Source organism: Nocardioides sp. NBC_00850 (genome assembly GCF_045207335.1).
Lineage (GTDB): Bacteria > Actinomycetota > Actinomycetes > Propionibacteriales > Nocardioidaceae > Nocardioides.
The window spans coordinates 4,726,256-4,749,000 of the sequence record NZ_CP108845.1 but is presented as its reverse complement, the minus strand read 5'-3'; the positions used below and the strand labels follow the sequence as shown (position 1 = coordinate 4,749,000).

Genomic DNA, 22,745 nt, shown 5'->3' with positions numbered 1-22,745 from the left:
GGCATTCCCCCGATCTTGGAGTTTTTGATGTCAGACCTGACCTATCAAATGCTGGCGTTGGTGGCCTATATGGTCGCCATGCTCGGCATCGGCGCCTGGGCGTACCGGCGCACCTCGAACCTCGACGACTACATGCTGGGCGGGCGCGATCTCGGCCCGATGGTGAGTGCGTTGAGCGCGGGTGCCTCGGACATGTCGGGGTGGTTGCTCATGGGCCTGCCCGGTGCGATCTACGCGACCGGGCTGATGGAGGGCTGGATCGCCGTCGGTCTGACCGTCGGTGCCTGGCTCAACTGGAAGGTCGTGGCGCCGCGGCTGCGGACGTACACCGAGGTCTCGGGTGACTCGATCACCGTGCCCAGCTTCCTGGAGAACCGGCTCAAGGACAGCTCGCGGCTGCTGCGGATGGCCTCCGGGGCCGTGATCCTGGTGTTCTTCACCTTCTACGTGTCCTCGGGCATGGTCGCCGGCGGCGTCTTCTTCGAGAGCTCCTTCGGCACGGACTTCCACACCGGCATGCTGGTGGTGGCCGGGGTCGTGGTGGCGTACACGCTCTTCGGTGGCTTCCTCGCGGTCTCCTACACCGACTTCGTGCAGGGCGCGATCATGCTGCTCGCGCTGATCCTGGTGCCGGTCGTCGGTGTCTTCGTGACCGGCGGGCCCGCCGAGACCCTGGACAGCATCCGCGCCGTCGACCCGTCGCGGCTGAGCATGCTCGAGGGCGCCACCGCCCTCGGCGTCATCTCGGCGGTCGCATGGGGGCTGGGCTACTTCGGTCAGCCGCACATCATCGTCCGGTTCATGGCCCTGCGTACGGCGGGGGAGGCCGCCTCCGCGCGGCGGATCGGCATCGGCTGGATGCTGCTGAGCCTCTTCGGCGCCGTCGGCACCGCCCTCGTCGGCATCGCCTACTACCAGCAGAACCCCGAGGCGGAGCTCGACGACCCGGAGGCGGTCTTCATCGTGCTCGGGCAGATCTTCTTCCACCCGCTGGTCGCGGGCATCATGCTCGCCGCCGTGCTCGCCGCGATCATGAGCACGATCTCCTCGCAGCTCCTGGTGACCTCCTCGGCGCTGGTGGAGGACCTCTACAAGGCGGTCTTCAAGAACGACGCCTCGGACCGCCAGCTGGTCCTGTTCGGCCGGCTCGCCGTGCTCGGGATCGCCGTCATCGCTGCTGTCCTGGCGTGGCCCAAGAGCGGGACCGTGCTCGACCTGGTCGCGTACGCCTGGGCGGGCTTCGGCGCTTCCTTCGGCCCGATCATCCTGCTGGCGCTGTGGTGGCGGAAGCTCACCGCGGCCGGCGCGCTGGTCGGTCTGGTCGTCGGTGCGGTGACCGTCGTCGTGTGGGGCAACATCGACGCGCTCAGCTCGCAGATGTACGAGATCGTGCCGGGCTTCGCTCTCAACGCGATCGTCGCGGTGGTGGTCAGCATGGTGACCTACCGGGAGAACCCGGACATCGAGGCGGAGTTCGACGAGGCGATCCGGCTGCTGGACGCTGACGGATCGCGCGAGGAGTCGGTGCGGGTCTGACGCGACGGGCCCGGGATCTCGGGGAAACCACGATCCCGGGCCCGATGGCGTACTGTTGATCTTGTTGAAGGGATGGCTCTGTAAGCCGTCCTGGCCGCACACCACGTCGCGGCTTGTATCTTTTATCTGGTTTTCGGTTCGCTGGACATCAGCACAGATGGATGTCTTCAGCGGCTTGGGGCACAGTGTCCCTTGCACCGAACAGAGGAAAAGATTATGGCTCAGGGCACCGTCAAGTGGTTCAACGCTGACAAGGGCTTCGGCTTCATCGCGCAGGACGGCGGCGGCGAGGACGTGTTCGTTCACTTCTCCGCTATCCAGACCAGCGGTTACAAGTCGCTCGACGAGAACCAGAAGGTCGAGTTCGACGTCACCGCCGGCCCCAAGGGCCCGCAGGCCGAGAACGTCCGCGTCGCCTGATTTTCAACGAAGGGCCCCGACCGCAGCTGCGGTCGGGGCCCTTCGTGCGTCAGTGCAGGTGCGTCTGCCAGTCCTGTGGGACGCGATCCGCCGGCGCAGGTGGGGACTGCGGCTCGGGTCGGCTCGTCGGCTCGGCCAACGCCGGTCCCTGGAGCGCCTCCTGGCTCTCGAAGTCCCAGAACCACGTCTCGCCGGGCTCGAAGCTCTGCATGTAGCGGTGGCCCGTCTCGCGGAAGTGGTGGCTGGCGTGCTGCGCCGGGGAACTGTCGCAGCAGCCCACGTGCCCACACTCGGCGCACCGTCGAAGGTGAAACCACCATCCGGAATCGCTCGCGAGGCACTCGGCGCATCCTGTGCCGGACGGCGGGGCAGCGACGTTGATCCCTGGTGTGCCGGTCATGCCGCTCACGTTACCGGTCGGGGCCCTTCTACGTGGGCCGCCCGCCGAACTCCCACCGATGGGCCTCGATCCAGACGTACTGATCGGGGGAGAGGGCTCGCCGAGCGGCATGCTCGGAGGCTGCCTCCAGCAGCACCGCCGCGCCCAGCACCACCGTCCCGTCGTCGGAGAGCAGCGGCCCGGCCGCGATCAGCGCTTCACCGCGCGGCAGTTCGACCGGGTCGGTCGTCGGTTCGCAGAACCCGAGAACGAGGTAGCGGTTGGCGTCGGGCCGGCCGTCGAAGTCCCACATGGTCCGGCCGAGCGTGTTGTGCCACCGCCGCAGCAGCACGTCACGATAGGCACCGGCCTGGTAGCCGGGCTCCTCGAAGGCGAACGCGCGAGCTGCGGCGGGATCCGGGAGGTCGAGGATGTGCACGCTCCCGGTCAGTGTCTCATCGCTGGTGAAGGTCGGGCCGCGGGCGATCATCGTCGCGGCGAACCGGTCCATGTAGGTCCAATGCTCCTCGACCATCTGGGTGCGCAGCGGCGTCGACCCCGGGCGGTCGCGGTGGTAGCAGAAGAACTCCATGGGCTGAGACTCACCTGCCCCGCCGTCCCGCGCAATCGGTTATCTCAGCGGGTCCGTAGGGTGGGAGCCGAGGAGGCCGACATGGTGAGCGATCGCGACCGGAACGAACAAGGGCGGGCACAACAGGCTCGACCGCGCGACGCGCTCGGCCGCCCTCTGCCCTATGGCGCAGTCGGTGTCGAACCCATCTCCGAGGAACCGCTTCCGCCGGACGAGACCCTGGCGTACGCCCGCAGCCTGCTCGACGACGGGCGCCCCTTCGCCGCCCACGAAGCCCTCGAGGTCCGATGGAAGTCGTGCCCGGACGAGGAGCGCGAGCTGTGGCAGGGCCTCGCCCAGCTGTGCGTCGGTCTGACCCACCACGAGCGCGGCAACACCGTCGGCGCCTCCCGGCTGATCGAGCGGGCAGCACGTCGGCTCGAGACGTACGAACAGGGTGCTGGCCCGACGTACGGTCTCGACCTCGGCGGACTCATCGCGTGCTCTCGGGGCCGGGTGCAGGACGCCTGACTGACGCGCGCAGAGTCAGACCTCGAGTCTCTCGGAGGCGACGGACTGCACGATCCGGGCGGATGCGGCCCGTCCTTCCCGCGTGGGCGTGAGCGGGTACACGTGCACCCCGCCCGGGCAGATGGTCAGCGTGATGGCGGAACCGTCCGGTGCGCGGTCACGTAGAAGCAGTACATCGGGGAGCAGGATGTCGCGGGTGCCGATGTAGACGTCGATGGGTGCGAGACCGGCGAAGGTGCCGGAGATCGGGCTCAGCTGCGGAATGTATGGGTCATCGCCGGTGGCCCACGCTCGGCCGCATTCGCGTGCTCCGGGCACTGCGAGCCAGGGATCTTTGCGGGCGACGCGCTCGATGTCGGGGTTCCGGAGGGTGAGGTCCAGCCAGGGCGAGATGAGCACCAGCCGGCCGGGCTGTGGCAGCCCGGTGCCGATGAGGGTCTGAGCGAACCCCAGGGCAAGGCCCCCGCCGGCGGAGTCCCCGGCGATGGCGACGTCAGCGGGAAGCGTCGTCGACAGCGTGCTGCGGTAGACAGCGGTGAGAAGACGGTAGGCGTCCTGGTATCCGTGCTGCGGGGCGAGCCCGTACACCGGCACGACCACTCGGGCACCTGCGTCGGCGATCTGCTCGATGAGCTTCCAATGCTGCGGGAAGATCTCGTTGACGTAGGCGCCGCCGTGCAGATAGATCACCGTCCGGCTGGGGTCCGGGTGCTGCGGTTCGACGGTCCAGCAGCCGAACCCCTCGTGCAGGGCGTAGCTCAGCACATGACGAGCCCGAAGTCGTTCCGGTGGCGCCGACGTGGTCTTCTCCCTCGCCAGCATCCGGCGGGCACCATCGGCGGTGGCGAAATGTCGTCTGCTCCTCGCCCGAAGGTAGAGAGCAACGAGCCTCATCGACGCACTCACAGCTGTGGGCGGTGCCCTTCGGTGTACGCCCAGGGAAGCAGGCGCTCGACTGCCTTTCCGACGCGGAAGACCGTGGCGTCGTCGTAGGTGTGGCCGACGATCTGTACACCGGTCGGCATCCCGTTCTCGGCGTGACCGCTGGGCACGGCAAGGACGGGACAGCGATTGTTGATGTTGAACGGAAGGGTGAGCGTGCCTTCGAGGCCGGAGACCGTGTGGCCGTCGATGTCGATCCCGTCGATCAGCGTGTCGCCCGCGGGGAACCCGACGGCTGCCGTGGTCGGGCAGATCAGGGCGTCGAACCCTGTCATCACGCGCGCGAGCTCCTGCTGGACGGCGTACTCGGCCTTCGCAGCGTCGAACATGGCTGCCGTCGCGCGGATCTCACGGGTCTGCTCGACGAAATCGCGGGCGTAGTCGCTCAGGTCTGACGTCTTCCCGCCGATCGCATCGTGGACCATGGCGCCCATCATGTGGCCGAAGTGCGGCATCGCGGCGCCGATGATGAGTTCGCGTGTCCAGGTGAAGTCGACCTCGACGACCTCTGCGCCGGCCTTGGCGAGCTCGTCCGCGACGCGACGCGTGTTCTGCCGGATCTCGTCGGCGACGACGAACCCGCCGAGATCGAGGTTGAGGGCGATGCGTAGTCCCTCGACCCCCGGGTAGCTGGACGGCAGGGTGAGCTTGGGCCGAAGCGCGACGTGGTCGCGCGGGTCGGGTCCGCTGATCACGTTCGTGAAGAGCACGACGTCATCGACCGTACGTCCCATCGGACCGTCGCCGCGGTAGTAGTCGACGCTCATGGGGCCTGCTCCCGGAATCCGCCCATAGGGTGCCTTGTAGCCGACGTTGCCCGTGAACGCCGCCGGCCCACGGGTCGACCCGCCGATGTCGGATGCGGTGGCGAGAGTCGTCATCCCCGCCGCGAGGGCAGCCCCGGACCCACCGGACGAGCCGCCCGGGGAGAACGCGGTGTTCCAGGGGTTGCGGGTCACTCCCCACCGATCGGAGTGCGTGAAGGCGGCGATGGAGAACTCGGGGGTAGCCGTCCGAGCGTGGATGATCGCGCCCGCGTCCAGGAGCCTGTCGATGACCGGCGCGTTCGCCGTTGCGGTGTAGCCGGCCCAGGCGTTCGACGCCTCGACCACCTCCATGCCGGCGATCTGGTGCTTCTCCTTCGCGGCGACCGTGACGCCCTCCAACGCTCGCGCGGTGCCGTCGCGGTAGCGACGCTCCGAGTCCTCCGCTCGCGCACGAGCGGCCTCTTCCATCGTCTCGGTGAAAGCGTTCAGCGAGCCGTCGACGAGTGCCGCCTGGGCGAGCTGCGCATCGAGGACCTCGACAGGCGACAGCGCGCCCGTGCGGTATCCCTCGATGCACTCGGTGGCGGAGAGGTAGATGAGATCGTTCATCGTGTTCCTTGATCTATGGGAGCGGAATTGGGTTGTTGAAGCCAGTGCAGGGCGGCCGCGCTCATCGCCTGGATGCCGGCGGGGAGGGCCCATTCCAGATCTGGCAGGTATTCGGGGGAGTGGTTCATCGGAACGTGCTCGGGGAAGCGTGCCTCGGCCAGGAGCGTGGCGAGCTCCGCCGGGCTGTATCTGTCGGGTGCCGTGCCACCCCAGTGCCAGAAGACGCTGGGGCAGCCGAGCGCTTCGCCGAGCGCGCCGAAGTCCTCGCTGCCGGTCATCGGCTGGGTGGCCAGGTGTGCGTCGAGCCCGGATTCGCCGATCGCGCCGAGCGTGCGGCGTGTGGCATCGGGGTCGTTCAGGAGCAGGGGCGCGCCGCTGATGCGCTCGATGCTCGGCCGCCGGGTCATCCCTGCCGCCGCCGACTCCGCATCGATCACCCGACGCATCGCGGTGATGAGACGGTGCCGGGTCGAGGCGCTGAAGCTCCTGAGGTTGACGGTGAGCTCCGCCTCGTCCGGGATGGCGTTCTCGGCACGACCCGCATGGATCGACGACACCGTGAGTACGGCGGGCTCGTGCGCCGCGATCTCTCGAGAGATCACGGTCTGGAGCCGCATCACGATCGCCGCCGCGGCCACGATCGGGTCGACGGCCGCCTCCGGGGTCGATGCGTGGCCACCCACCCCATGGATGCGGATACGGAAGTTGTCCGACGCGGCGCCGTAGATGCCCGCGGCGGCCACGACGGCACCGGCCGGCACCGGCGATACGTGCTGCCCCAGCGCGACGACCGGTGTCCCGACGAGCTCAGGGAGCCCGTCGGCGATCATGGCGAGAGCACCTTCGCCGGTCTCCTCGGCGGGCTGGAAGACGATCGCGACGGTGCCTGCCCACTCGGTGGTTCGCGCCTGCAGGACATCGACAGCGCCGATGAGAGCGGCTGCGTGCATGTCGTGGCCGCAGGCATGCATGACCGGGACGGTCGCTCCGGTCCTGTCGATGCCGCTCGCGGCCGACGCGTAGGGCGCGCCGGTCAGCTCTTTGACGGGGAGACCGTCGATGTCGGCGCGGAGGAGAACGGTGGGTCCTTCACCGTTCCGGAGCATGCCGACCACTCCGGCGCCTCCGATGCCTTCGGTGACGTCGATCTGCCGGCGGGCCAGCTCTGATGCCAGGCGGGCCACGGTGCGGGTCTCCTGGCCGCTGAGCTCGGGATGACGGTGCAGATCGCGATACAGGTCCACCACGGAGCCGGCCGGCACAGGCCAGAACAGGGGATCAGGCGACATCGGTCGTCACCTTCTGCCGACGCGTGAAGGTGGCGAAGAACTCCTCCGGCCCGCGGGGCACGAGCATCGCGGCGACGAGGCAGATCACGCAACCGGCGATGAGGACGCCGAAGGCCGCCTCCCAGCTCACGTTCTCCACGACGACGCCCATGATCGTGGGGGTGAGGATGCCGCCGACCTGGCTGCCGGTGCTGATCGTGGCGTACGCCGTCCCGACGACCGCGGTCGGCAGGCCGCGGACCGGGCTCGAGAACACAGGCATGTAGCACATTCCGCTGAAGAACGAGAGCAGTCCGATCAGCGTGACGAAGACGGGGACGGGCAGCTCCTGCGTCATCATCGCCAACGTCACGATGCTTGCGAGCATCCCCGGGATGATGATCAGGCGGTGTCGACCGCCCAGCCGGTCGACGAGGCGCCCTCCCAGCACCGAGGCGACGCCGCCGGCGAGCACCGGGATCACCGCAGCGGTTGCGACCACGCCCAGAGGGATGCCACGGGCGTCGACGAGATAGCTGGGCACCCACGCGCTCATGCCCCATGCGACGACCCCGTAGCCGAAGAACATGGCCACGTGCCCCCAGAGCGCGGGGGACCGGAACAGATCCTTGGAGGTGATCGTCGATTGCGACTGCTCTTCCACCTCGATGGCCGCCGTCGAGTCGGCGCGGGCGTTCGGGAGGAAGAAGCCGATCGCCACCGCGACGAGCACGCCGATGGCCCCGAGGATGAAGAACGCCTCCTGCCAGCCGATGGCGCTGATGAGCGCCGCTCCTGCGAGAGCGGCGACGATGGTGCCGACAGCGTTCGAGCTGTACATCCAGCCGGTCGCGGTCATGCGCTGCTCGGAGCTGGTCCGCTCGGCAACGGCCTTCACGGATGCCGCGGGGTACACGCCTTCGCCGATGCCGAACAGCGCCCGGATGGCGAGCATCACCGCGAAGGATCCAGCGGTCCCTGTCGCCACGGTGAAGACGGACCAGGCGAGCACGCCCGTGACCGCGGTGCGCTTCGCGCCCACCTTGTCGACGAGGATGCCGCCGGGGATCTGCACGATCGCGTACGTCACGAAGAACGCCGAGATGAGCATGCCCTGCTGCGTCGGAGTGAGCGAGAGATCCTCGCCGATATACGGCAGTGCGAGGGTGATGAGCTGCCTGTCGGCGTAGCTCATCACCCACCCGAGGAAGAAGAGGAGGACGGCGAGCTTGGCGTCCCGCTGCAGCCGTACCCGCGGCTTCTTCTGAGTTCGGCTGAGCGCCGGTTGTGGCGAGGTCTTGCTCACAGATGCTCCCTGATGACGTAATGCACGGTGCTTGCACGCGCCGAGCCGGGCCCGCCTTGAGTCCGAAGATTTCCGGGATCGTAGGCAGGTCACCGGGATTCGGTTCGTAAAGGAACCTCAGTCATCCGGATATGGGCTAGATTCGCGTACGTGGTGCAGGAATCGGTCATCGATGTCGTCGACAAGCAGCTGGCGAATGCCCTGCAGATCTTTCCGCGGATCAGCTGGATGCAGCTGGGCAAGATCCTCGGCTACGACCCCACCACGCTTGCCCGTCGTTGGACCAGACTGCGTGATGCGGGCTTGGCGTGGACGGTCTGCTACCAGCAGCCTGAGCATCTCGACGTCGAGCTTCCGGCGATGGCGCTCGTCGAAGTCGACGTCCGTGCGGGGCAGCGTGAGCAGGTCGTCGCCGATCTGACCCCGCTCCAAGAGGTCATCGAGATCGCCCGGACCTCCGGCTCGCGCGATCTGCTGCTCACGGTGGTGCATGCGAGTATCGCGACCGCCGACGCGTTCATCGCCGAGAGCATCGCGAGCGTCCCCGGGATCCGTGCGACGCGTACCCGCTTCGTGCAGACCCTCTACAAGGACGGGGCACGCTCACATCTCGATGTCCTCGCACCCGATGTCATCAGCGCCCTGCGGCGCGCGTCCGAGGGCTTCGCCGGTGAAGCCTCTGCACCCACACCGCTCCTCGTCAGCGTCATGCAGAGCCTGCTGTCGGACGCGCGCCGACCAGCGTCCGAGATCGCTGCCGAGCTGGGGCTCTCCACCACCAGTGTCACCCGCGCGATCCACCGTCTGTTCGGCTCTCCCTGGTTCACGGCGAAGACGGACTTCGCCCACCATGCCCTCGGCTACACCACGGCCGCGTCCCTCTGGTACCGCGTGCCGACGACCGACTTGGGCACCGTCGGCGCGAGCATCGCGGAGGTCCCGGGAGTGCGGTTGTCCGCCGCCATCCTCGACCGGATGAACCTCGCCATCACCGTGTGGCTCCACCACGCCCAGGACCTCGAGCCACTGCTGACACGTATCGAGCACGCCCATCCGCGCATCGAACTGTGCGAGACCTGGCTCGTCCCCTCCGTCGCCAAGCGCTCCGGCGCCGTCCTCACACAGGACGGACGGTTCTCCCACCAGATCTCCACCTCGCACGCGCTGGCACCCATCGGAGCGCTGCCCCGCAGGCACTGACTCCGAACCCGACGACGAGACCTTCATGTGGCTGAACAGGGACCCAGGCCCGGTCGCCGTGACCGCCTCAGCTGCGGTCGACGACGATCGCCTGGTCGACGATGCGGGTCCAGGTGGCGACCTGCTCGCGGAACACGCTGGACTCGCCGAGCGCGAAGGTGATCTCGGCGCCGGCTAGGAGCCCGGTGACCGCCTGCCGAGCAACCTCCTCCGGCTCGATCGTGCCGATCGGGATAACCCCGGTTCCGAAGGGTTCCGCTGCGTTGGGTCCGAACCGTTCCGGCCGGTTGCGCTGAGAGTCCAGGATCCGACTGACAACCTGGCCCGGGCAGAGCAGCGTGACGTCGATGCCCTCTGGTGCTAGCTCCTGGCGAAGACCGCGGCTGATCGCCACCACTGCCTGCTTGGTCGCGCTGTAGAGACCGGTGTATCCCGGGTCCGGGAGGAAGGCATGAGTGGAGGCGGTGTTCATGATGTGCCGCCATCCGCTCTGGGTGCGCATCCGCGGCACGAAGGCGTGCACGCTGTTGAGCAGGCCTTCGACGTTCACCGACGAGAGCCAGCGCCAGTCGGCGACGGGGGAGTCGGCCACGTTGCCGAAGGTGAGGACGCCAGCGTTGTTGCAGACGAGCTCGACCGATCCGAACGTGGCGTACGCCGCCTCGGCGAGCTCCTGCACGGAATCGGCATCGCTTGTGTCGACCCGGACCGCGAGCGCGGGGGTTCCGCGCTCCTCCAAGGCCGCGGCGGTCTGCTGGGCGCCCTCGACGTCGATGTCGGCGACCACGACGGCCATGCCGTGCGTGCCGAGTTCGGCGGCGAGCGCGGCGCCGATGCCACTGGCTGCTCCGGTGACGACAGCAGTGCGATGCTTCAGGTCTTCGGGTTCGAGCATGGGCTTCTCCTCGTTTGCTTGTAACAGGAAGGGTTGACCTACCGACCGAGTAGCCAGTAGCTGCGGCGTACGTGCGGGCTTCACCAGGTCATCGCGGCGACCCAGGCCACGACCACGCAGGCCGCGGCCGCTGTCGAGACCGCCAGGGTGGCGGTCGGGGCCGATCCCGGCAGCGGGGCTCCGGTGCGCAGCGCGCGCTCGGTGTGCCGCCAGCGTCGCCAACCCGCCAGTGAGCAGATCAGGGCGCCCATGCAGAGCGCTCCGCAGCTCACCGCGCGTGCCGCGTGCGGAAGATCCGGGATGACAGCAGCGAAGGCCACGGCACCTGCGATCAGAGCCAGGCTGGTCCTGATCCATGACAGGAACGTGCGCTCGTTGGCGAGCGAGAAGCGCGGATCCGGTTCGTCTCCGTGGTCGTAGACCGACCGAGGCCGGCGCGTCACAAGGCGACCAGTAGGTCACGGCGGAGCATCTGGGTGAACTCGCGCATGGCGGCGACCATGTCGAAGTCCTCGTCGACGAGCCACTGAGCCTCGAGTCCACCGACGCCGGCGATCACGAAGGTGGCCACGATCTCTGGATCCGCCGTCGGGCGCACTGTGCCGTCGGTGATGCCACGGGAGATCACCGCGGCTAGTTGGGCGCGCAACCGGATGGTGCGTTCCCTGGCCCAAGCGGTCGCCAAGGGTGGGTGGTGGGCCGCCCCCAGGTGGCCCAGCCGCGCCAGGTCGCGGTGCTGTGCGTTCCAGGCGACCATTGCTTCGGCGACCTCGAGCGCGCGCTCGAACGGGCTGACGTCGTAGTCGCTCTCGATGTCGCTGGCGGTGAAGGCGCGCTGATCCCGCTCGTCCAGGACGGCGGCCAGCAGGGCTTCCTTGCCGTCGAAGTGATGCAGCAGCCCCGGTTGACTCATCTCCACCGCGCGCGCCACAGAGGCGAGCGATGTCGCGTCGTAACCCCGGGCCGCGAAGAGCTCGAGTGCGGCGTCGACGATCTGCGCGCGGCGTCTCTTGCCCACGCGATCTGCTTCCTGGGTGCGTGCCATGGAACTCCTCAATACGACCGTTGCAAACCGACTTAATGATAGGTAGGTTAGCCCAGGCATGTGGCGCCCGCCACACCGCACCATGACTGATGTGGGTCTCCCGACCCCGCCAATCGCCGGAGGAGTGCGACCTTGCGCAAGCCCACGAAACTCGTCGCCCTGTTGTCTGCCGCCGTGCTGAGCGCCGCCGCGCTCGCTGGATGCGGGGGATCGTCGGAAGGGGACGGTGCGCCCAAGGACACCCTCACCCTCGCGACACCCACCCCGCTGACGACCTTCGACCCGACCCAGATGGACTGCGGCTCCGGGCGCCTGTACTGCCAGGCGGCCTACGACACGCTGCTTCATCCGGCCCCGGACGGCACGCCAGAGCCCGGAATGGCAACGTCCTTCACCTACGACGACACGCGGACCGAACTCACCCTGGAGCTACGCTCGGGCATCACCTTCAGTGACGGCACAGCGTTCGACGCGACGGTTGCCAAGGCGGTGATCGACTGGTTCGGGCGGACGGACGGCCCCCGAAGCACCGTGGCGGACGCCATCAAGAGCGTCAGCGCCCCAGGCCCGGACCGTCTCGTGATCAAGCTGAAAGAGCCAGACCCGGCGCTCTTGGTCAACCTGACCGACAACCTGGGGATCATGACCTCGCCGGCCGCGCTGAAGTCCGGCAACCTCACGAAGGTGCCGGTCACCTCGGGGCCCTACCTCTACAGCGCCGACAAGTCGCAGACCGGCACAACCGTATTCGAGCGCAACGAGGACTACTGGGACGCGGAGGCTTACCCTTTCGACCACCTCAAGCTCGTACAGCTGGCCGACCCGAACACACTCCTCAACGCTCTCAAGGTCGGGCAGATCGATGCCGCCGCCGTCCTGAGTCAGCAGCTGAAGCCTGTGAAGGAAGCCGGATTCACGGTCCGGGAGTCCGCGGGCGCCTGGTACGGCCTGATCCTGGCGGACCGTGCCGGTGACGTGCTGGCCCCGCTCGGCGATGTCCGAGTGCGTCAGGCGATCAACCTCGCCGTCGACCGCAAGCTGTTCACGGAGGAGCTCTTGCCCGGCGGATCCACCCTGTCCGCCCAGATCTTCGCACCCGGCGGAGCGGTGTACGACGACGAGCTCAACCAGCAGTACGAGCGCGATCTCGCCAAGGCGAAGGACCTGATGGCCGCCGCTGGCTTCGCAAGCGGCTTCACGGCAACGATGCCGGACCTGAGCCAGTTCGTCGGCAGCCCGGCTCTCAACACCGCCATCACCCAGCAGCTCGGCGAGATCGGCATCAAGGTGGTCTGGCAGAAGGTGCCGGTGACGGAGCTGCTCAGCTCCATGCAGGACGGTAAGTTCCCCATGTTCTTCATGTCGCTCGGCACGAAGGCGCCGTGGCAGGACATCCAGCTCTCCGTGCTGCCGACCGCGACCTTCAACCCGTACGAGAGTGAAGATCCTGCCCTGGCGAAGCTGCTCGCTGTCGCGAAGAAGGCCGCTCCCGGCGCGCCTCAGGACCAGGCCTTCCGCGCGATCAACACCTGGTTGGTCGAGAACGCCTGGTTCGCGCCGATGTTCGCAAGCTCGACCAACTGGGTCTCGGTGGACGGCATCACCGTCGAACCGCAGACCCAGGGGATCGATCTGGTCCGGTTCCAGCGTTCGGAGAAGTGACTCGTCATGCTGGCAATTCTGCTCCGGCGGTGTGTCGCCGCATCGATCCTGCTTGTGGCGGTCTGCGTCGTCGGATTCGTGATCACGGGAATCGGTGGCGGCGATCCGGCTCGCAACATCCTCGGGCCGGAGGCAACCAATGCCCAGGTGGCGGCCGAGAACCACCGCCTCGGCGTGGACCGCCCGATGCTCACGCAGTTCGGTGACTGGGCCGGTGGGGTGGTGCGCGGTGACCTCGGGACCTCCTACATCGGTGACCAGCCGGTCGCGGACAAGATCGCGGCGAACCTGCCGGTGACGATGTCGATGGTGGCGTTGAGCATGATGGTGATCTCGGGACTCAGCCTGGTGCTTGCGGTCGCTTCCGTCTACGGACGGAGATCGGTCGATCGGTTCGTGCAGTTGCTCGCCGTGATCGGGCACGTGCTGCCGGCGTACCTGCTGGCACTGCTTCTTCTGCTGGTCTTCGCGGTCAAGCTCGATGTGTTCCCGGTGTTCGGGTACGTGCCGCTCAGCGAGTCTCCGGCGCAGTGGCTGCGGTCGCTCGTGCTGCCCGTGCTCGCGCTCACGCTGGGCAGCGTCGCAGGCGCAACGCTCCAGGCCCGAGGGTCTCTCATGGACGTACTCGAAGCCGACTATGTGCGGACGCTTCGCTCGCGCGGCATCTCGGGCGGATCGCTCCTGTTCCGACATGCGCTCCGCAATGCGGCGCCTCCCTGGCTGACGTCACTCTCGCTCGGATTCGTCGCGATGCTGGGCGGTGCGTTCATGGTGGAGAAGGTCTTCGCCCTTCCGGGGCTCGGCGTGCTGTCGGTCGACGCCACAGCCGCGGGCGACCGTCCGGTGATCATGGGCATGGTTCTGCTGACCGGCGGCCTCGTGATCCTCGTCAACCTTCTCGTCGACCTCGCTCAGATGTGGCTCATTCCCAAGGCAAGGACAGCATGAGCATCGAGATCTCCGCGCAAGCACTGGACGCCCCGGAGCGCACGTCGACGCTTCGTATGATCCTGCGCAACCCGCTATCTCGGGTCGGGGTGGTGCTGCTCGTCCTCGTCCTCTGTGCCCTCGTCGCGGCGATCGCGATCGACTGGGCCGCCCCGGAAGCAGCCTGGCGTGCCGACCTCTACCGGCGCAACGAGCCTCCGGGCGCGGACGGCCACCTGCTCGGGACCGACAGTGGTGGACGTGACGTGCTCGCACGACTCGTCGTGGCGACGAAGGCCACGATGTTCAGCGGTGTGATCGCCTTGACGGTGGCGATCCTGCTCGGGGTGCCTGGTGGACTCGTCGCCGGCTACTACTCGGGCCGTGTCGACCTGGTGCTGGACTGGTTGGCCAGCATGGTCATGTCGCTTCCCGCGATCGTGGTCATGCTGGCGATCGTGTCCAGTCTGGGCACCTCGATGTGGATCTCGATGACCGCTCTGGGATGCATGATGGCGCCGGCGGTGTTCCGTCTGCTCCGTGCCCAGGTGCATGCCGTACGCAACGACCTCTACATCGATGCTGCCAAGGTGGCCGGCCTTTCCGATGCGCGCATCGTCGCGCGCCACATCTTCCGCGTCGTGCGCGGTCCGCTCGTCCTGATGATCAGTGTGCTGGCCGGTGTAGCCATCACGGTGCAGACGGGACTGGACTTCCTCGGCTTGGGCGATGCCACGACGATCACCTGGGGCGGCATGCTCGGCGAGGGCTTCGCGGCCATGAGCGCCAACGACGTCCTGTTCATCTGGCCCGGTCTGGCGATGGCCATCACCGTGGCTGCCTTCTTCCTCATCGCCAGCGGCGCGCGCGATGCGCTGCAACGTGCGGACGGCGGTGGTGGTGGCGGTGGTGGTGCGGCGGCACGCGCAACGACAGCGCACCTGAAGTCGGTCCCGGCCTCTGCTGAGGCGCCGCCCATCGATGGGGAGATCCTCGTCGTCCGCAACCTCACCATCGGTTACCCGACCGGCGATGGCGTCGCCGAGGTGGTGCGCGGGGCCGGGCTGACGTTGCGTCGCGGTCACACGCTAGGCGTCGTCGGTGAATCCGGATCGGGCAAGACGCAGACCGCATTCGCGTTGCTCGACCTGTTGCCGCGCCAGGCGCTTCTGATGGACGGCGAGGTGTGGCTTGACGGAACCGAGATGCTCCGGCTCCCGTCGCGCGAGCGCGCGAAGCTGGTGCGGGACGCGATCGCCTACATACCTCAGGAGCCGATGAGCAATCTGGACCCGACCTTCACCATCGGATACCAGCTGATGGAGCCGATGCGGGTTCGTGGAGTCGTTCGGTCCAAGGCCAGAAGGCGCGCAGTCGCGCTGTTGGCGCGCATGGGCATCCAAGATCCCGAGCGAGTGATGCGGTCCTACCCCCACCAGATCTCGGGCGGAATGGCGCAGCGGGTGCTCATCGCGGGCGCGGTCTCGACCGAGCCGCGGATCCTGGTGGCCGACGAGCCCACCACGGCCCTGGACGTCACGGTGCAGAGCGAGATCCTCGATCTTCTGCGCGGCGTACAGGAGGAGTTCGGCATGTCAATCATCCTCGTCAGCCACGACCTCGGAGTCATCGCCGACCTCTGCGACGACGTGGCGGTGATGCGCAGCGGCCAGGTGATCGAGTCCGCCTCGGCCGAGGACTTCTTCGCTCGTCCCCGGCACGAGTACTCGCGGATGCTGCTGGACGCCGTACCCGACGAGCACCACGTCCGCCCCGAGTACGTCGAGACCCCGTCGTCGCGCGACGACGCCCGGACAGGAGAGATGCAGCGATGAGCCTGTTGGAGATCGACGACCTGGTGGTCCGGTACCCGGGACGTCGTCGGGGCCGCGCGTTCACGGCGGTCGACCACGTGACCCTCGATGTACGCCCGCACGAGACGGTCGGTCTGGTCGGTGAGTCCGGCTCAGGGAAGACGACGATCGGGCGGGCGGTACTGGGACTGGCCCCGGTCACCTCCGGTCGCATCCGGTATGACGGCCAGGAGATCCAGTCCCTGACCCGGGCGCAACGGCGCCCGCTGGCTGCGCGGATCCAGGTGGTCTTCCAGGACCCGTACACGTCGCTGAATCCGGCGATGACGGTCGAAGACATCCTCTCGGAACCGCTCCGCGCGGCGGGGTGGACCCGGGCGACCGCGCGCGGTCGCGTGGTCGAGCTGCTCGATCAGGTCGGTCTGCCGGCCGGGGCGGCCGACCGCTTCGCCAGGGAGTTCTCGGGAGGGCAGCGCCAGCGGGTGGCGATCGCTCGTGCGCTGGCCCTGGAACCAGAGCTGGTCGTCTGCGACGAGCCGGTCTCGGCGCTTGACCTGTCCACTCAGGATCGGGTGCTGCAGCTGCTCGTCGACATCCAGGAGCGGACGGGGGTCGCGTACCTGTTCGTCTCGCACGACATCGGGGTGGTGCGGCACGTCAGCCACCGGGTGGCTGTTCTACGACAGGGCCGGGTGGTCGAGTTCGGGTCGTGTGCGCAGGTCACCTCCCGACCAACGCACGCGTTCACCGAGGAGTTGCTGCTCGCCTCACCGGTCGCCGACCCGGTTCGTCAGCGCGAGCGCCGGGCGATGCGGCAGGCGCGTCGCGAAGTCGCGTCCGCTGACCCTCTTCACCTCTAGGACTCGGCCCCACCTCTCTCGTCTCTAGGAGAACCCCCATGCGTCGCTACCTGCCCGTTGTCCTCATCAGCGTCGGTGCCTTCCTCGTTGCTGCAGCCCTGGTCCTACGGTTCTTCGGCTCCGCCCAGCTCGCGGTCGCGGAGGAGGACCCACGCGAGATGACCACCATGCGCGCCAGCGGCGCGACGGTGTTCGTCCCGTCGACCCAGACCGAGATCACCTCCGACGTCACCGTCAAGCAGTACACGGTCGGCGACCTCGAGGCGGCGAAGAAGGCGCCGGGACGAGTCGTCGTCTGGTTCACGGCGACCACGCGGTTGACCGCCGAGGGAGTCATCGTGCAGCAGAGCATGGCCCGCACGGCGATGGACGCCTCCACGGGGAAGGCGGAGCCCTGCTGCGAGAGCTTCGCCGAGGTCGTCGACCAGGCGATCGAGGAGGACCGCCGTACCGGCCTGGTGCTGAGGTTCCCCTTCGGGACGGAGCAGAAGAGCTATGAGGTGTGGGACAGCACTCTGGGCAAGGAGGTGAAGGCCGCCTACCGCGGCACGACCGATGTCGAGGGAGTGAGCGCCTACCGGTTCGAGATCGAGGTCGCCGATACCGTTGTCGGTAGCCAGAAGGTCAACGCCAAGGCCGTCGGACTGGCAGCCGACGGCGACGTGTCGGCCGACCGCACCTACGGCGTCGACAGGACCTTGTACGTCGAACCGCGCACGGGCGCGATCCTCAACGATGTGCAGGACGTGCGTGACCGGCTCACCATCGACGGTGAGCCGGTACGTACCCTCTTCGCCGGCAAGCTCGCCTACCCCGACGAGCAGGTCCAGGCCAACGCGGACAAGTACGGCGAGCGTGCTACGACTCTGCAGCGCTTCACGGTGCAGATTCCGGCCGTGGTCCTGATGCTCGGGCTGCTGGGTCTTCTCGCAGGCCTCGTCACAGCGCGCATGTTGAGGGGCCGCTCGCGGCGGTGAGCCGGTCGGGGACGCCGGTCAGGCGCGGGTTTCCAGAGCGGCGTACGCGTGGAAGATCAGGTTGACCGCACGTAGGTCCTGGGCCTGGGACGACATCTTGTTCATCGCATAGCTGACGGTCATCTTGGCGTCCCGGTCCACCAGCGCCATGGCGCCACCCCAGCCCGCCCACCAGAACGACCGGGAGTTCGGGCTGAGTGGCACCTCGGGGCTCACCAACCCGAATCCGACGCCGTACCGCAACGGGTAGCCCATCACTGCGTCGATGCCGCTGCTCTGCTCCTCCAATACGCGGTCGAGCATGGCAGGGCTCATCAGATGGACTCCGTCGAGGGTGCCGTCACAGGCGAGTGCCGCATGAACCCGTGCGATCGAGCGCGCGTTCCCGGTGCCGTTCGCCGCGGGAATCTCCGCCTCTCGCCACCACCGCTCGTTCGGCTCGTCGCCGATCAGCGGGCAGCTCGAGGTGACGCGATCCGCCAGCTCGGCCTCGGCTGCGTCGTCGACCGCGGTCGCCGGGTCGCCGCCGATGCCGAAGGCCGGGGCGGTGATCCGTGCCACGCGTGCGTCGTCTCCTGCAGGCAGGCCGATGTGGAAGTCGGCACCCAGCGGCCGCGCGACCTCATGATCGATGAAGGCCCCGAGGCTCTGACCCGTGATCCGGCGGACGATGGCGTCCTCCAGGAAGCCCTGCGTGAGCGGGTGATAGCCCGAACGTGTGCCGGGCCGCCACCACGGCTCTTGCGCGGCCAGGGCGGTGGTCACGCGTTCGTGGTCGGCCAGGTCGCGCGGCGCGATCGGGACGGTCCAGCCCGGCAGGCCGGCCGTGTGCGCGAGGACATGGCGGACCAATACCTCGTCCTTGCCGAGGGTGCCGAACTCGGGCCAGTAGTGCGCGACGGGCGACTCCAGGTCCAGCTCGCCGCGGTCGGCGAGCATCAGCATCACCGTCGCGCTCATCGTCTTGGTCACGGACCAGACGTTGACCAGGGTGTCGGACTGCCACGCATCGCCGTTGCCGTCGGTGCCTCCCCAGAGGTCGACGACAACCTGACCCTCGAGCGTGACGCACACGCTGGCGCCGTCCTCGAGGCCCTGATCGAAGTGGGTCGTGAACGCGTCCCGGACGAGCTCGAATTCCGGCGTGCAGGTGCCCTGGATGGTGGCCATGATCTTCCTCGGGGTCGAGGTCGGCTCTTGCTGGCCGACTGATTGGTAAGTAGGTTAGTGGGCACCTCTCCCGAAAGGAACCGTCGTGCGCGCGATCATGGTCATGTTCGACACCCTGAACCGTCGATACCTCCCGCCATACGGCGCCGAGGGCATTCATGCGCCCAACTTCGAACGGCTGCAGCAGCGCTCGGTGACCTTCGACAACTGCTACGCGGGGAGCATGCCGTGCATGCCGGCGCGTCGTGAGCTGCACACCGGACGACACAACTTCCTGCACCGCAGCTGGGGGCCGCTCGAGCCGTTCGACGACTCGGTGCCCGAGATGCTCTCCCGCGCGGGCGTCTACACGCACCTGAGCACCGACCACTACCACTACTGGGAGGACGGCGGCGCGACCTATCACAACCGGTTCGACAGCTATGAGCTCTTCCGTGGCCAGGAGGGCGACAAGTGGAAGGGCCACGTGGCCGACCCCGAGGTCCTGGCGAATGCGTCGCGCGGCATGGGGGGCGCCCGTCAGGACACGATCAACCGTCAGTACATGGCCACCGAGGACCGGCACTGCCAGACCCTCACCTTCGATGCCGGCCTCGAGTTCCTGACGACCAACCAGGACGACGACAACTGGTTCCTCCAGATCGAGACCTTCGACCCGCACGAGCCGTTCTTCAGCTACGACGAGCACCGCGCGCACTACGTGCACCAGTACGACGGACCGGAGTACGACTGGCCGGCGTACGGCCGGGTCACTGACGACGAGCAGGCTGTCGAGCACATCCGCGCCGAGTACTCCGCGCTGCTGACCATGTGCGACAAGTCGCTGGGCCGGGTCATGGACGCGATGGACGAGCACAACCTGTGGGACGACACGATGCTCATCGTCTGCACCGACCACGGCTTCCTGCTCGGTGAACGCGGGTGGTGGGGCAAGTCGGTCCAGCCCTGGTACGACGAGACGATCCACACGCCGCTGTTCATCTGGGACCCGCGCGCCGGCTCCCGCGGCGAGCGTAGAGGCAGTCTGGTGCAGACCATCGACCTCGGTCCCACCCTGCTCGACTGGTTCGGCCTGGCGCCGACCCCCGACATGCAGGGTCAGCCCCTGGCGGGGGCGGTCGCGGCCGACGAGCCGGTGCGCGAGGCCGGATTGTTCGGTGTCTTCGGCGGACACATCAATGTGACCGACGGGCGCTACGTCTACATGCGCGCGAGCGTCGACTCCTCCAACGCCCCGCTGGAGGAGTACACCCTGATGCCGACGCACATGAAGAGCCGGTTCGACCCCAGCGAGCTCCGCGACGCCGAGCTGGCCGGGCCGTTCGGCTTCACCAAGGGAGTCCCGGTGCTGAAGGTGCCAGGTGCGAGCTGGGGCAATCCCCACGCCTTCGGGACGATGCTCTTCGACCTGGCGAACGACCCCGCCCAGCGGCAGCCGCTGGTCGATGACGACCTCGAGCTGCGGATGGCCGAACTCATGGTCGACCTGCTGCGAGCCAGCGAAGCGCCCCCGAGTCAGTTCGAGAGGCTGGGACTCCCGGTGGCCGGAGCGGTCACCACCGAGCACCTGCTCGCCCGCCAGCAGCAGGAGCAGGTGGCGGCGTCCTCACGGCCGTTGCCTCCGCCCTCGGTGTTCGCCAGGGACGGACTGAGCGCGTTGAGCACCCTCGACGAGCTCCTCGACGACGAGCGCGGTCGTGCCGTCATCGTCGCGCTCATGCCGATCCTCGCCCACGACGACCTGCGGGCGCGGGTGGGCCGGATGACGCCGTACAACCTCGCTGCCACCACGCCGGCCGTGTCGCCGGAGCTGTTGCACAAGTTGAACGCCGCCCTCGCCGAGCCAGACCAGGCACCGGTATGACCGAGTCGTTCACGGAGACGATCGAGCAGTACGTCGCGGCCGACGGTGACACCCCGTTGGACCTGCACGTCTGCTCGCCGGTGCGGCGTCCGCGAGCGGCGGTCCTGCTGTTCCACGGCGGTGGCTGGATGAAGGGGGCGCCGTCGATGCTGCTGCCGCACGCCCGACGCCTCGCCGACGCCGGGATTCTGGCGGCGAGCTCCGCCTATCGACTGGTCGGATCGGGCGCCCTGTCGCCGGCGGACTGCCTGGCCGATGCAGCTCAGGCGGACCGCACCTTCCGCAAGATCGCCGCCGACGCCGGCCTGGACCGGATCGCGATCGGCGGCGGGTCCGCAGGCGCCCAGCTCGCCCTCGCCCTGGCCATGCCCCCGGGCGGGGACCAGCCGACGGCGTACGACGGCCTCGTGCTCCTGAACCCAGCGGTGGACATGTGCTGCGGACGAGGGCTCCTGGCCGCCTTGTCGCGGCGCCTCGTGGGCCTGACGCCCGAGGCCGCGCGGGACGCGTCGCCCTTGCACCACGTCCGTCGTGGCGCTCCGCGGTCGCTCGTCCTCCACGGCACGCGCGATCGCATCGTCCCTCTCCGTCTGGCGCGGGAGTTCCGGGAGGCGATGGCAGCAGCTGGCAACGACTGCGAGCTGGTCGAGTTCGAGGGAGCCGGACACGGCTTCTTCCTGCCTCGTCCCGAGGGCAACCCTGCCTTCGACCGCACCACGGAGTTGATCGTGGATTTCCTGCTCGCGCCCACAACCGACCTCGAACAGGTCCGCCAGATCGATGATGGGAAGTGGCCGGCGTGAGCCCATTCCTCTGGGGAGCCAGCACCTCACCCCACCAGACCGAGGGCAACAACCTCAACAGCGACTGGTGGGAGCTGGAGAACGCCGAGCAGTCGTTTCTTCCGGAACGTAGCGGCGATGCCCTCGACAGCTATCACCGCTATCGCGAGGAGATGACGCTGCTGGCCGAGGCCGGGTTGAACGCCTACCGGTTCGGCGTCGAATGGGCCCGGATCGAGCCGGAGCAGGGACGCTTCTCGGCCGCGGCTCTTGCGCACTACCGCCGGATGATCGACACCGCGCTCGAGCTCGGCCTCACGCCGGTGGTCACCCTGCACCACTTCAGCAACCCGCGCTGGTTCGCGGCTGGGGGCGGCTGGGGGCGATCGGACGCGGTCGCACTGTTCACCCGGTACGTCGAACGGACGTCGTCGATCCTCGGAAACGTCGACTGGGTATGCACCATCAACGAGCCGAACATGGTGGCGGTGATGGACTCGGTTCGCCGGTTGCTCTCTGGTCCGGACGGGTTCGAAGCGCTCGCTGGAGGACTCCCCGCCCCGGATGAGAGGAGCGGGGCCACGATGGTTGAGGTGCACCGGGCGGCAGTCGACGCGCTGCGACGTCACACCGATGCCGCCGTCGGCTGGACGATCGCGCAGCAGGCGTTCCAGTCGGCGGGGCCGGAGCACGACGAGATGCTGCGGCAGACGGCCTGGGTGTGGGAGGACCTCTACCTCGAGGCTTCCCGCGGCGACGACTTCGTCGGCTCTCAGTCCTACACCAGCCAGCTGGTCGGCGCGGACGGTCCGATTCCGCATCCGCCCAGCCCGGACAACACCATCACGGGATGGGCCTACCGCCCCGATGCGCTCGGCATGGCCGCTCGGCGCGCATGGGAGGTGACCGGTGGTGTCCCCGTGCTGGTGACGGAGAACGGCATCGCGACCGACGACGACCAGCGACGGATCAACTACACGGAGGCTGCGCTGGGCCACCTCCGGGATGCGATGGCCGACGGCGTGGATGTCCGGGGCTACCTGCACTGGAGCGCCGTCGACAACTACGAGTGGGGCCACTGGGGTCCGACCTTCGGCCTGATCGCGGTTGACCGCGAGACGTTCGTGCGTACGCCGAAACCGAGCCTGGCCTGGCTCGGCGGCGTCGCCCGGCGCGGCCGGCCCTGACCTGCCTGAAGCAGTGCCGGGGCCGGCCGCTGC

Annotated in this window: 22 protein-coding genes; 12 read left to right on the top strand and 10 right to left on the bottom strand. The window is 68.2% G+C overall.

Going from position 1 to position 22,745, the window contains the following annotated elements; genetic code table 11:
* Positions 1-27 precede the first annotated feature (27 nt).
* Together putP and OH802_RS23055 are read left to right on the top strand one after the other, a co-directional pair.
* Positions 28-1,536: a sodium/proline symporter PutP gene (gene putP / locus OH802_RS23060; RefSeq protein ID WP_406022484.1), complete on the top strand. Its 1,509-nt coding sequence runs from the start codon at positions 28-30 to the stop codon at positions 1,534-1,536.
* A gap of 216 nt (positions 1,537-1,752) precedes the next feature.
* The gene (locus OH802_RS23055; RefSeq protein ID WP_141804077.1) at positions 1,753-1,956 is read left to right on the top strand and encodes a cold-shock protein; all 204 of its coding nucleotides are present in this window, start codon (positions 1,753-1,755) and stop codon (positions 1,954-1,956) included.
* Positions 1,957-2,005: 49 nt separating this feature from the next.
* Here OH802_RS23055 and OH802_RS23050 read toward each other — a convergent pair whose 3' ends face one another.
* Positions 2,006-2,356, bottom strand: a complete 351-nt coding sequence (locus tag OH802_RS23050) for a UBP-type zinc finger domain-containing protein (RefSeq protein WP_406022482.1) — start codon at positions 2,354-2,356, stop codon at positions 2,006-2,008.
* Positions 2,357-2,384: 28 nt separating this feature from the next.
* Positions 2,385-2,927, bottom strand: coding sequence for a YciI family protein (locus OH802_RS23045; protein WP_406022480.1), 543 nt, complete (start codon positions 2,925-2,927; stop codon positions 2,385-2,387).
* Between the two features lie 81 nt (positions 2,928-3,008).
* Between OH802_RS23045 and OH802_RS23040 the strand changes: the two genes are divergently transcribed.
* Complete coding sequence (locus OH802_RS23040; RefSeq protein ID WP_406022478.1) at positions 3,009-3,437, top strand: DUF309 domain-containing protein; 429 nt, start codon at positions 3,009-3,011, stop codon at positions 3,435-3,437.
* A gap of 15 nt (positions 3,438-3,452) precedes the next feature.
* Here the strand turns inward: OH802_RS23040 and OH802_RS23035 are convergent, their stop codons facing one another.
* The 4 genes from OH802_RS23035 to OH802_RS23020 are packed head-to-tail and all read right to left on the bottom strand — an operon-like array spanning position 3,453 to position 8,329.
* Positions 3,453-4,331, bottom strand: coding sequence for an alpha/beta hydrolase fold domain-containing protein (locus OH802_RS23035; RefSeq protein ID WP_406022476.1), 879 nt, complete (start codon positions 4,329-4,331; stop codon positions 3,453-3,455).
* Positions 4,332-4,339: 8 nt separating this feature from the next.
* Entirely contained in the window at positions 4,340-5,755 is a 1,416-nt protein-coding gene (locus OH802_RS23030; RefSeq protein WP_406022474.1) for an amidase, read from the bottom strand.
* Positions 5,752-7,044: an amidohydrolase gene (locus OH802_RS23025; RefSeq protein WP_406022472.1), complete on the bottom strand. Its 1,293-nt coding sequence runs from the start codon at positions 7,042-7,044 to the stop codon at positions 5,752-5,754. The genes OH802_RS23030 and OH802_RS23025 overlap by 4 nt, the downstream gene beginning before the upstream one ends.
* On the bottom strand, positions 7,034-8,329 hold the full coding sequence (locus OH802_RS23020; RefSeq protein WP_406022470.1) for an MFS transporter: 1,296 nt from the start codon (positions 8,327-8,329) through the stop codon (positions 7,034-7,036). The genes OH802_RS23025 and OH802_RS23020 overlap by 11 nt, the downstream gene beginning before the upstream one ends.
* Positions 8,330-8,479: 150 nt before the next feature.
* Here OH802_RS23020 and OH802_RS23015 point away from each other — a divergent pair, with 150 nt between their 5' ends.
* Positions 8,480-9,529 carry an Lrp/AsnC family transcriptional regulator gene (locus OH802_RS23015; protein WP_406022468.1) on the top strand — a complete coding sequence of 350 codons (1,050 nt, stop codon included), beginning with the start codon at positions 8,480-8,482 and terminating at the stop codon, positions 9,527-9,529.
* A 67-nt stretch (positions 9,530-9,596) separates the two neighbouring features.
* Here OH802_RS23015 and OH802_RS23010 read toward each other — a convergent pair whose 3' ends face one another.
* The 3 genes from OH802_RS23010 to OH802_RS23000 form a co-directional block, all read right to left on the bottom strand.
* Positions 9,597-10,424, bottom strand: coding sequence for an SDR family NAD(P)-dependent oxidoreductase (locus OH802_RS23010; RefSeq protein ID WP_406022465.1), 828 nt, complete (start codon positions 10,422-10,424; stop codon positions 9,597-9,599).
* Positions 10,425-10,504: 80 nt separating this feature from the next.
* Positions 10,505-10,867: a YidH family protein gene (locus OH802_RS23005; RefSeq protein ID WP_406022463.1), complete on the bottom strand. Its 363-nt coding sequence runs from the start codon at positions 10,865-10,867 to the stop codon at positions 10,505-10,507.
* The gene (locus OH802_RS23000) at positions 10,864-11,469 is read right to left on the bottom strand and encodes a TetR/AcrR family transcriptional regulator (RefSeq protein WP_406022461.1); all 606 of its coding nucleotides are present in this window, start codon (positions 11,467-11,469) and stop codon (positions 10,864-10,866) included. Before OH802_RS23000 ends, OH802_RS23005 begins: the two co-directional genes overlap by 4 nt.
* A gap of 132 nt (positions 11,470-11,601) precedes the next feature.
* Here OH802_RS23000 and OH802_RS22995 point away from each other — a divergent pair, with 132 nt between their 5' ends.
* From OH802_RS22995 to OH802_RS22975, 5 genes are read left to right on the top strand one after another with little or no spacing between them, the layout of a single operon-like run.
* Complete coding sequence (locus OH802_RS22995; protein ID WP_406022459.1) at positions 11,602-13,131, top strand: ABC transporter substrate-binding protein; 1,530 nt, start codon at positions 11,602-11,604, stop codon at positions 13,129-13,131.
* A 6-nt stretch (positions 13,132-13,137) separates the two neighbouring features.
* A complete protein-coding gene (locus OH802_RS22990) occupies positions 13,138-14,079 on the top strand; it encodes an ABC transporter permease (RefSeq protein ID WP_406022457.1) in 942 nt (313 codons plus the stop codon).
* Positions 14,076-15,893, top strand: a complete 1,818-nt coding sequence (locus tag OH802_RS22985) for a dipeptide/oligopeptide/nickel ABC transporter permease/ATP-binding protein (RefSeq protein WP_406022455.1) — start codon at positions 14,076-14,078, stop codon at positions 15,891-15,893. Before OH802_RS22990 ends, OH802_RS22985 begins: the two co-directional genes overlap by 4 nt.
* Entirely contained in the window at positions 15,890-16,732 is an 843-nt protein-coding gene (locus tag OH802_RS22980; protein WP_406022453.1) for an ATP-binding cassette domain-containing protein, read from the top strand. Before OH802_RS22985 ends, OH802_RS22980 begins: the two co-directional genes overlap by 4 nt.
* 38 nt (positions 16,733-16,770) lie before the next feature.
* Positions 16,771-17,709 (top strand): DUF3068 domain-containing protein, encoded by a 939-nt coding sequence (locus OH802_RS22975; RefSeq protein ID WP_406022451.1) that lies wholly within the window; start codon positions 16,771-16,773, stop codon positions 17,707-17,709.
* A gap of 18 nt (positions 17,710-17,727) precedes the next feature.
* Here the strand turns inward: OH802_RS22975 and OH802_RS22970 are convergent, their stop codons facing one another.
* On the bottom strand, positions 17,728-18,879 hold the full coding sequence (locus tag OH802_RS22970) for a serine hydrolase domain-containing protein (RefSeq protein ID WP_406022449.1): 1,152 nt from the start codon (positions 18,877-18,879) through the stop codon (positions 17,728-17,730).
* 85 nt (positions 18,880-18,964) lie between these two features.
* Between OH802_RS22970 and OH802_RS22965 the strand changes: the two genes are divergently transcribed.
* Genes OH802_RS22965 through OH802_RS22955 form a run of 3 tightly spaced genes read left to right on the top strand, consistent with a single transcriptional unit; the run spans position 18,965 to position 22,712 of the window.
* Positions 18,965-20,743, top strand: a complete 1,779-nt coding sequence (locus tag OH802_RS22965; protein ID WP_406022447.1) for a sulfatase — start codon at positions 18,965-18,967, stop codon at positions 20,741-20,743.
* On the top strand, positions 20,740-21,546 hold the full coding sequence (locus OH802_RS22960; RefSeq protein WP_406022445.1) for an alpha/beta hydrolase: 807 nt from the start codon (positions 20,740-20,742) through the stop codon (positions 21,544-21,546). Before OH802_RS22965 ends, OH802_RS22960 begins: the two co-directional genes overlap by 4 nt.
* Complete coding sequence (locus OH802_RS22955) at positions 21,543-22,712, top strand: family 1 glycosylhydrolase (protein WP_406022443.1); 1,170 nt, start codon at positions 21,543-21,545, stop codon at positions 22,710-22,712. The genes OH802_RS22960 and OH802_RS22955 overlap by 4 nt, the downstream gene beginning before the upstream one ends.
* Positions 22,713-22,745: the final 33 nt, after the last annotated feature.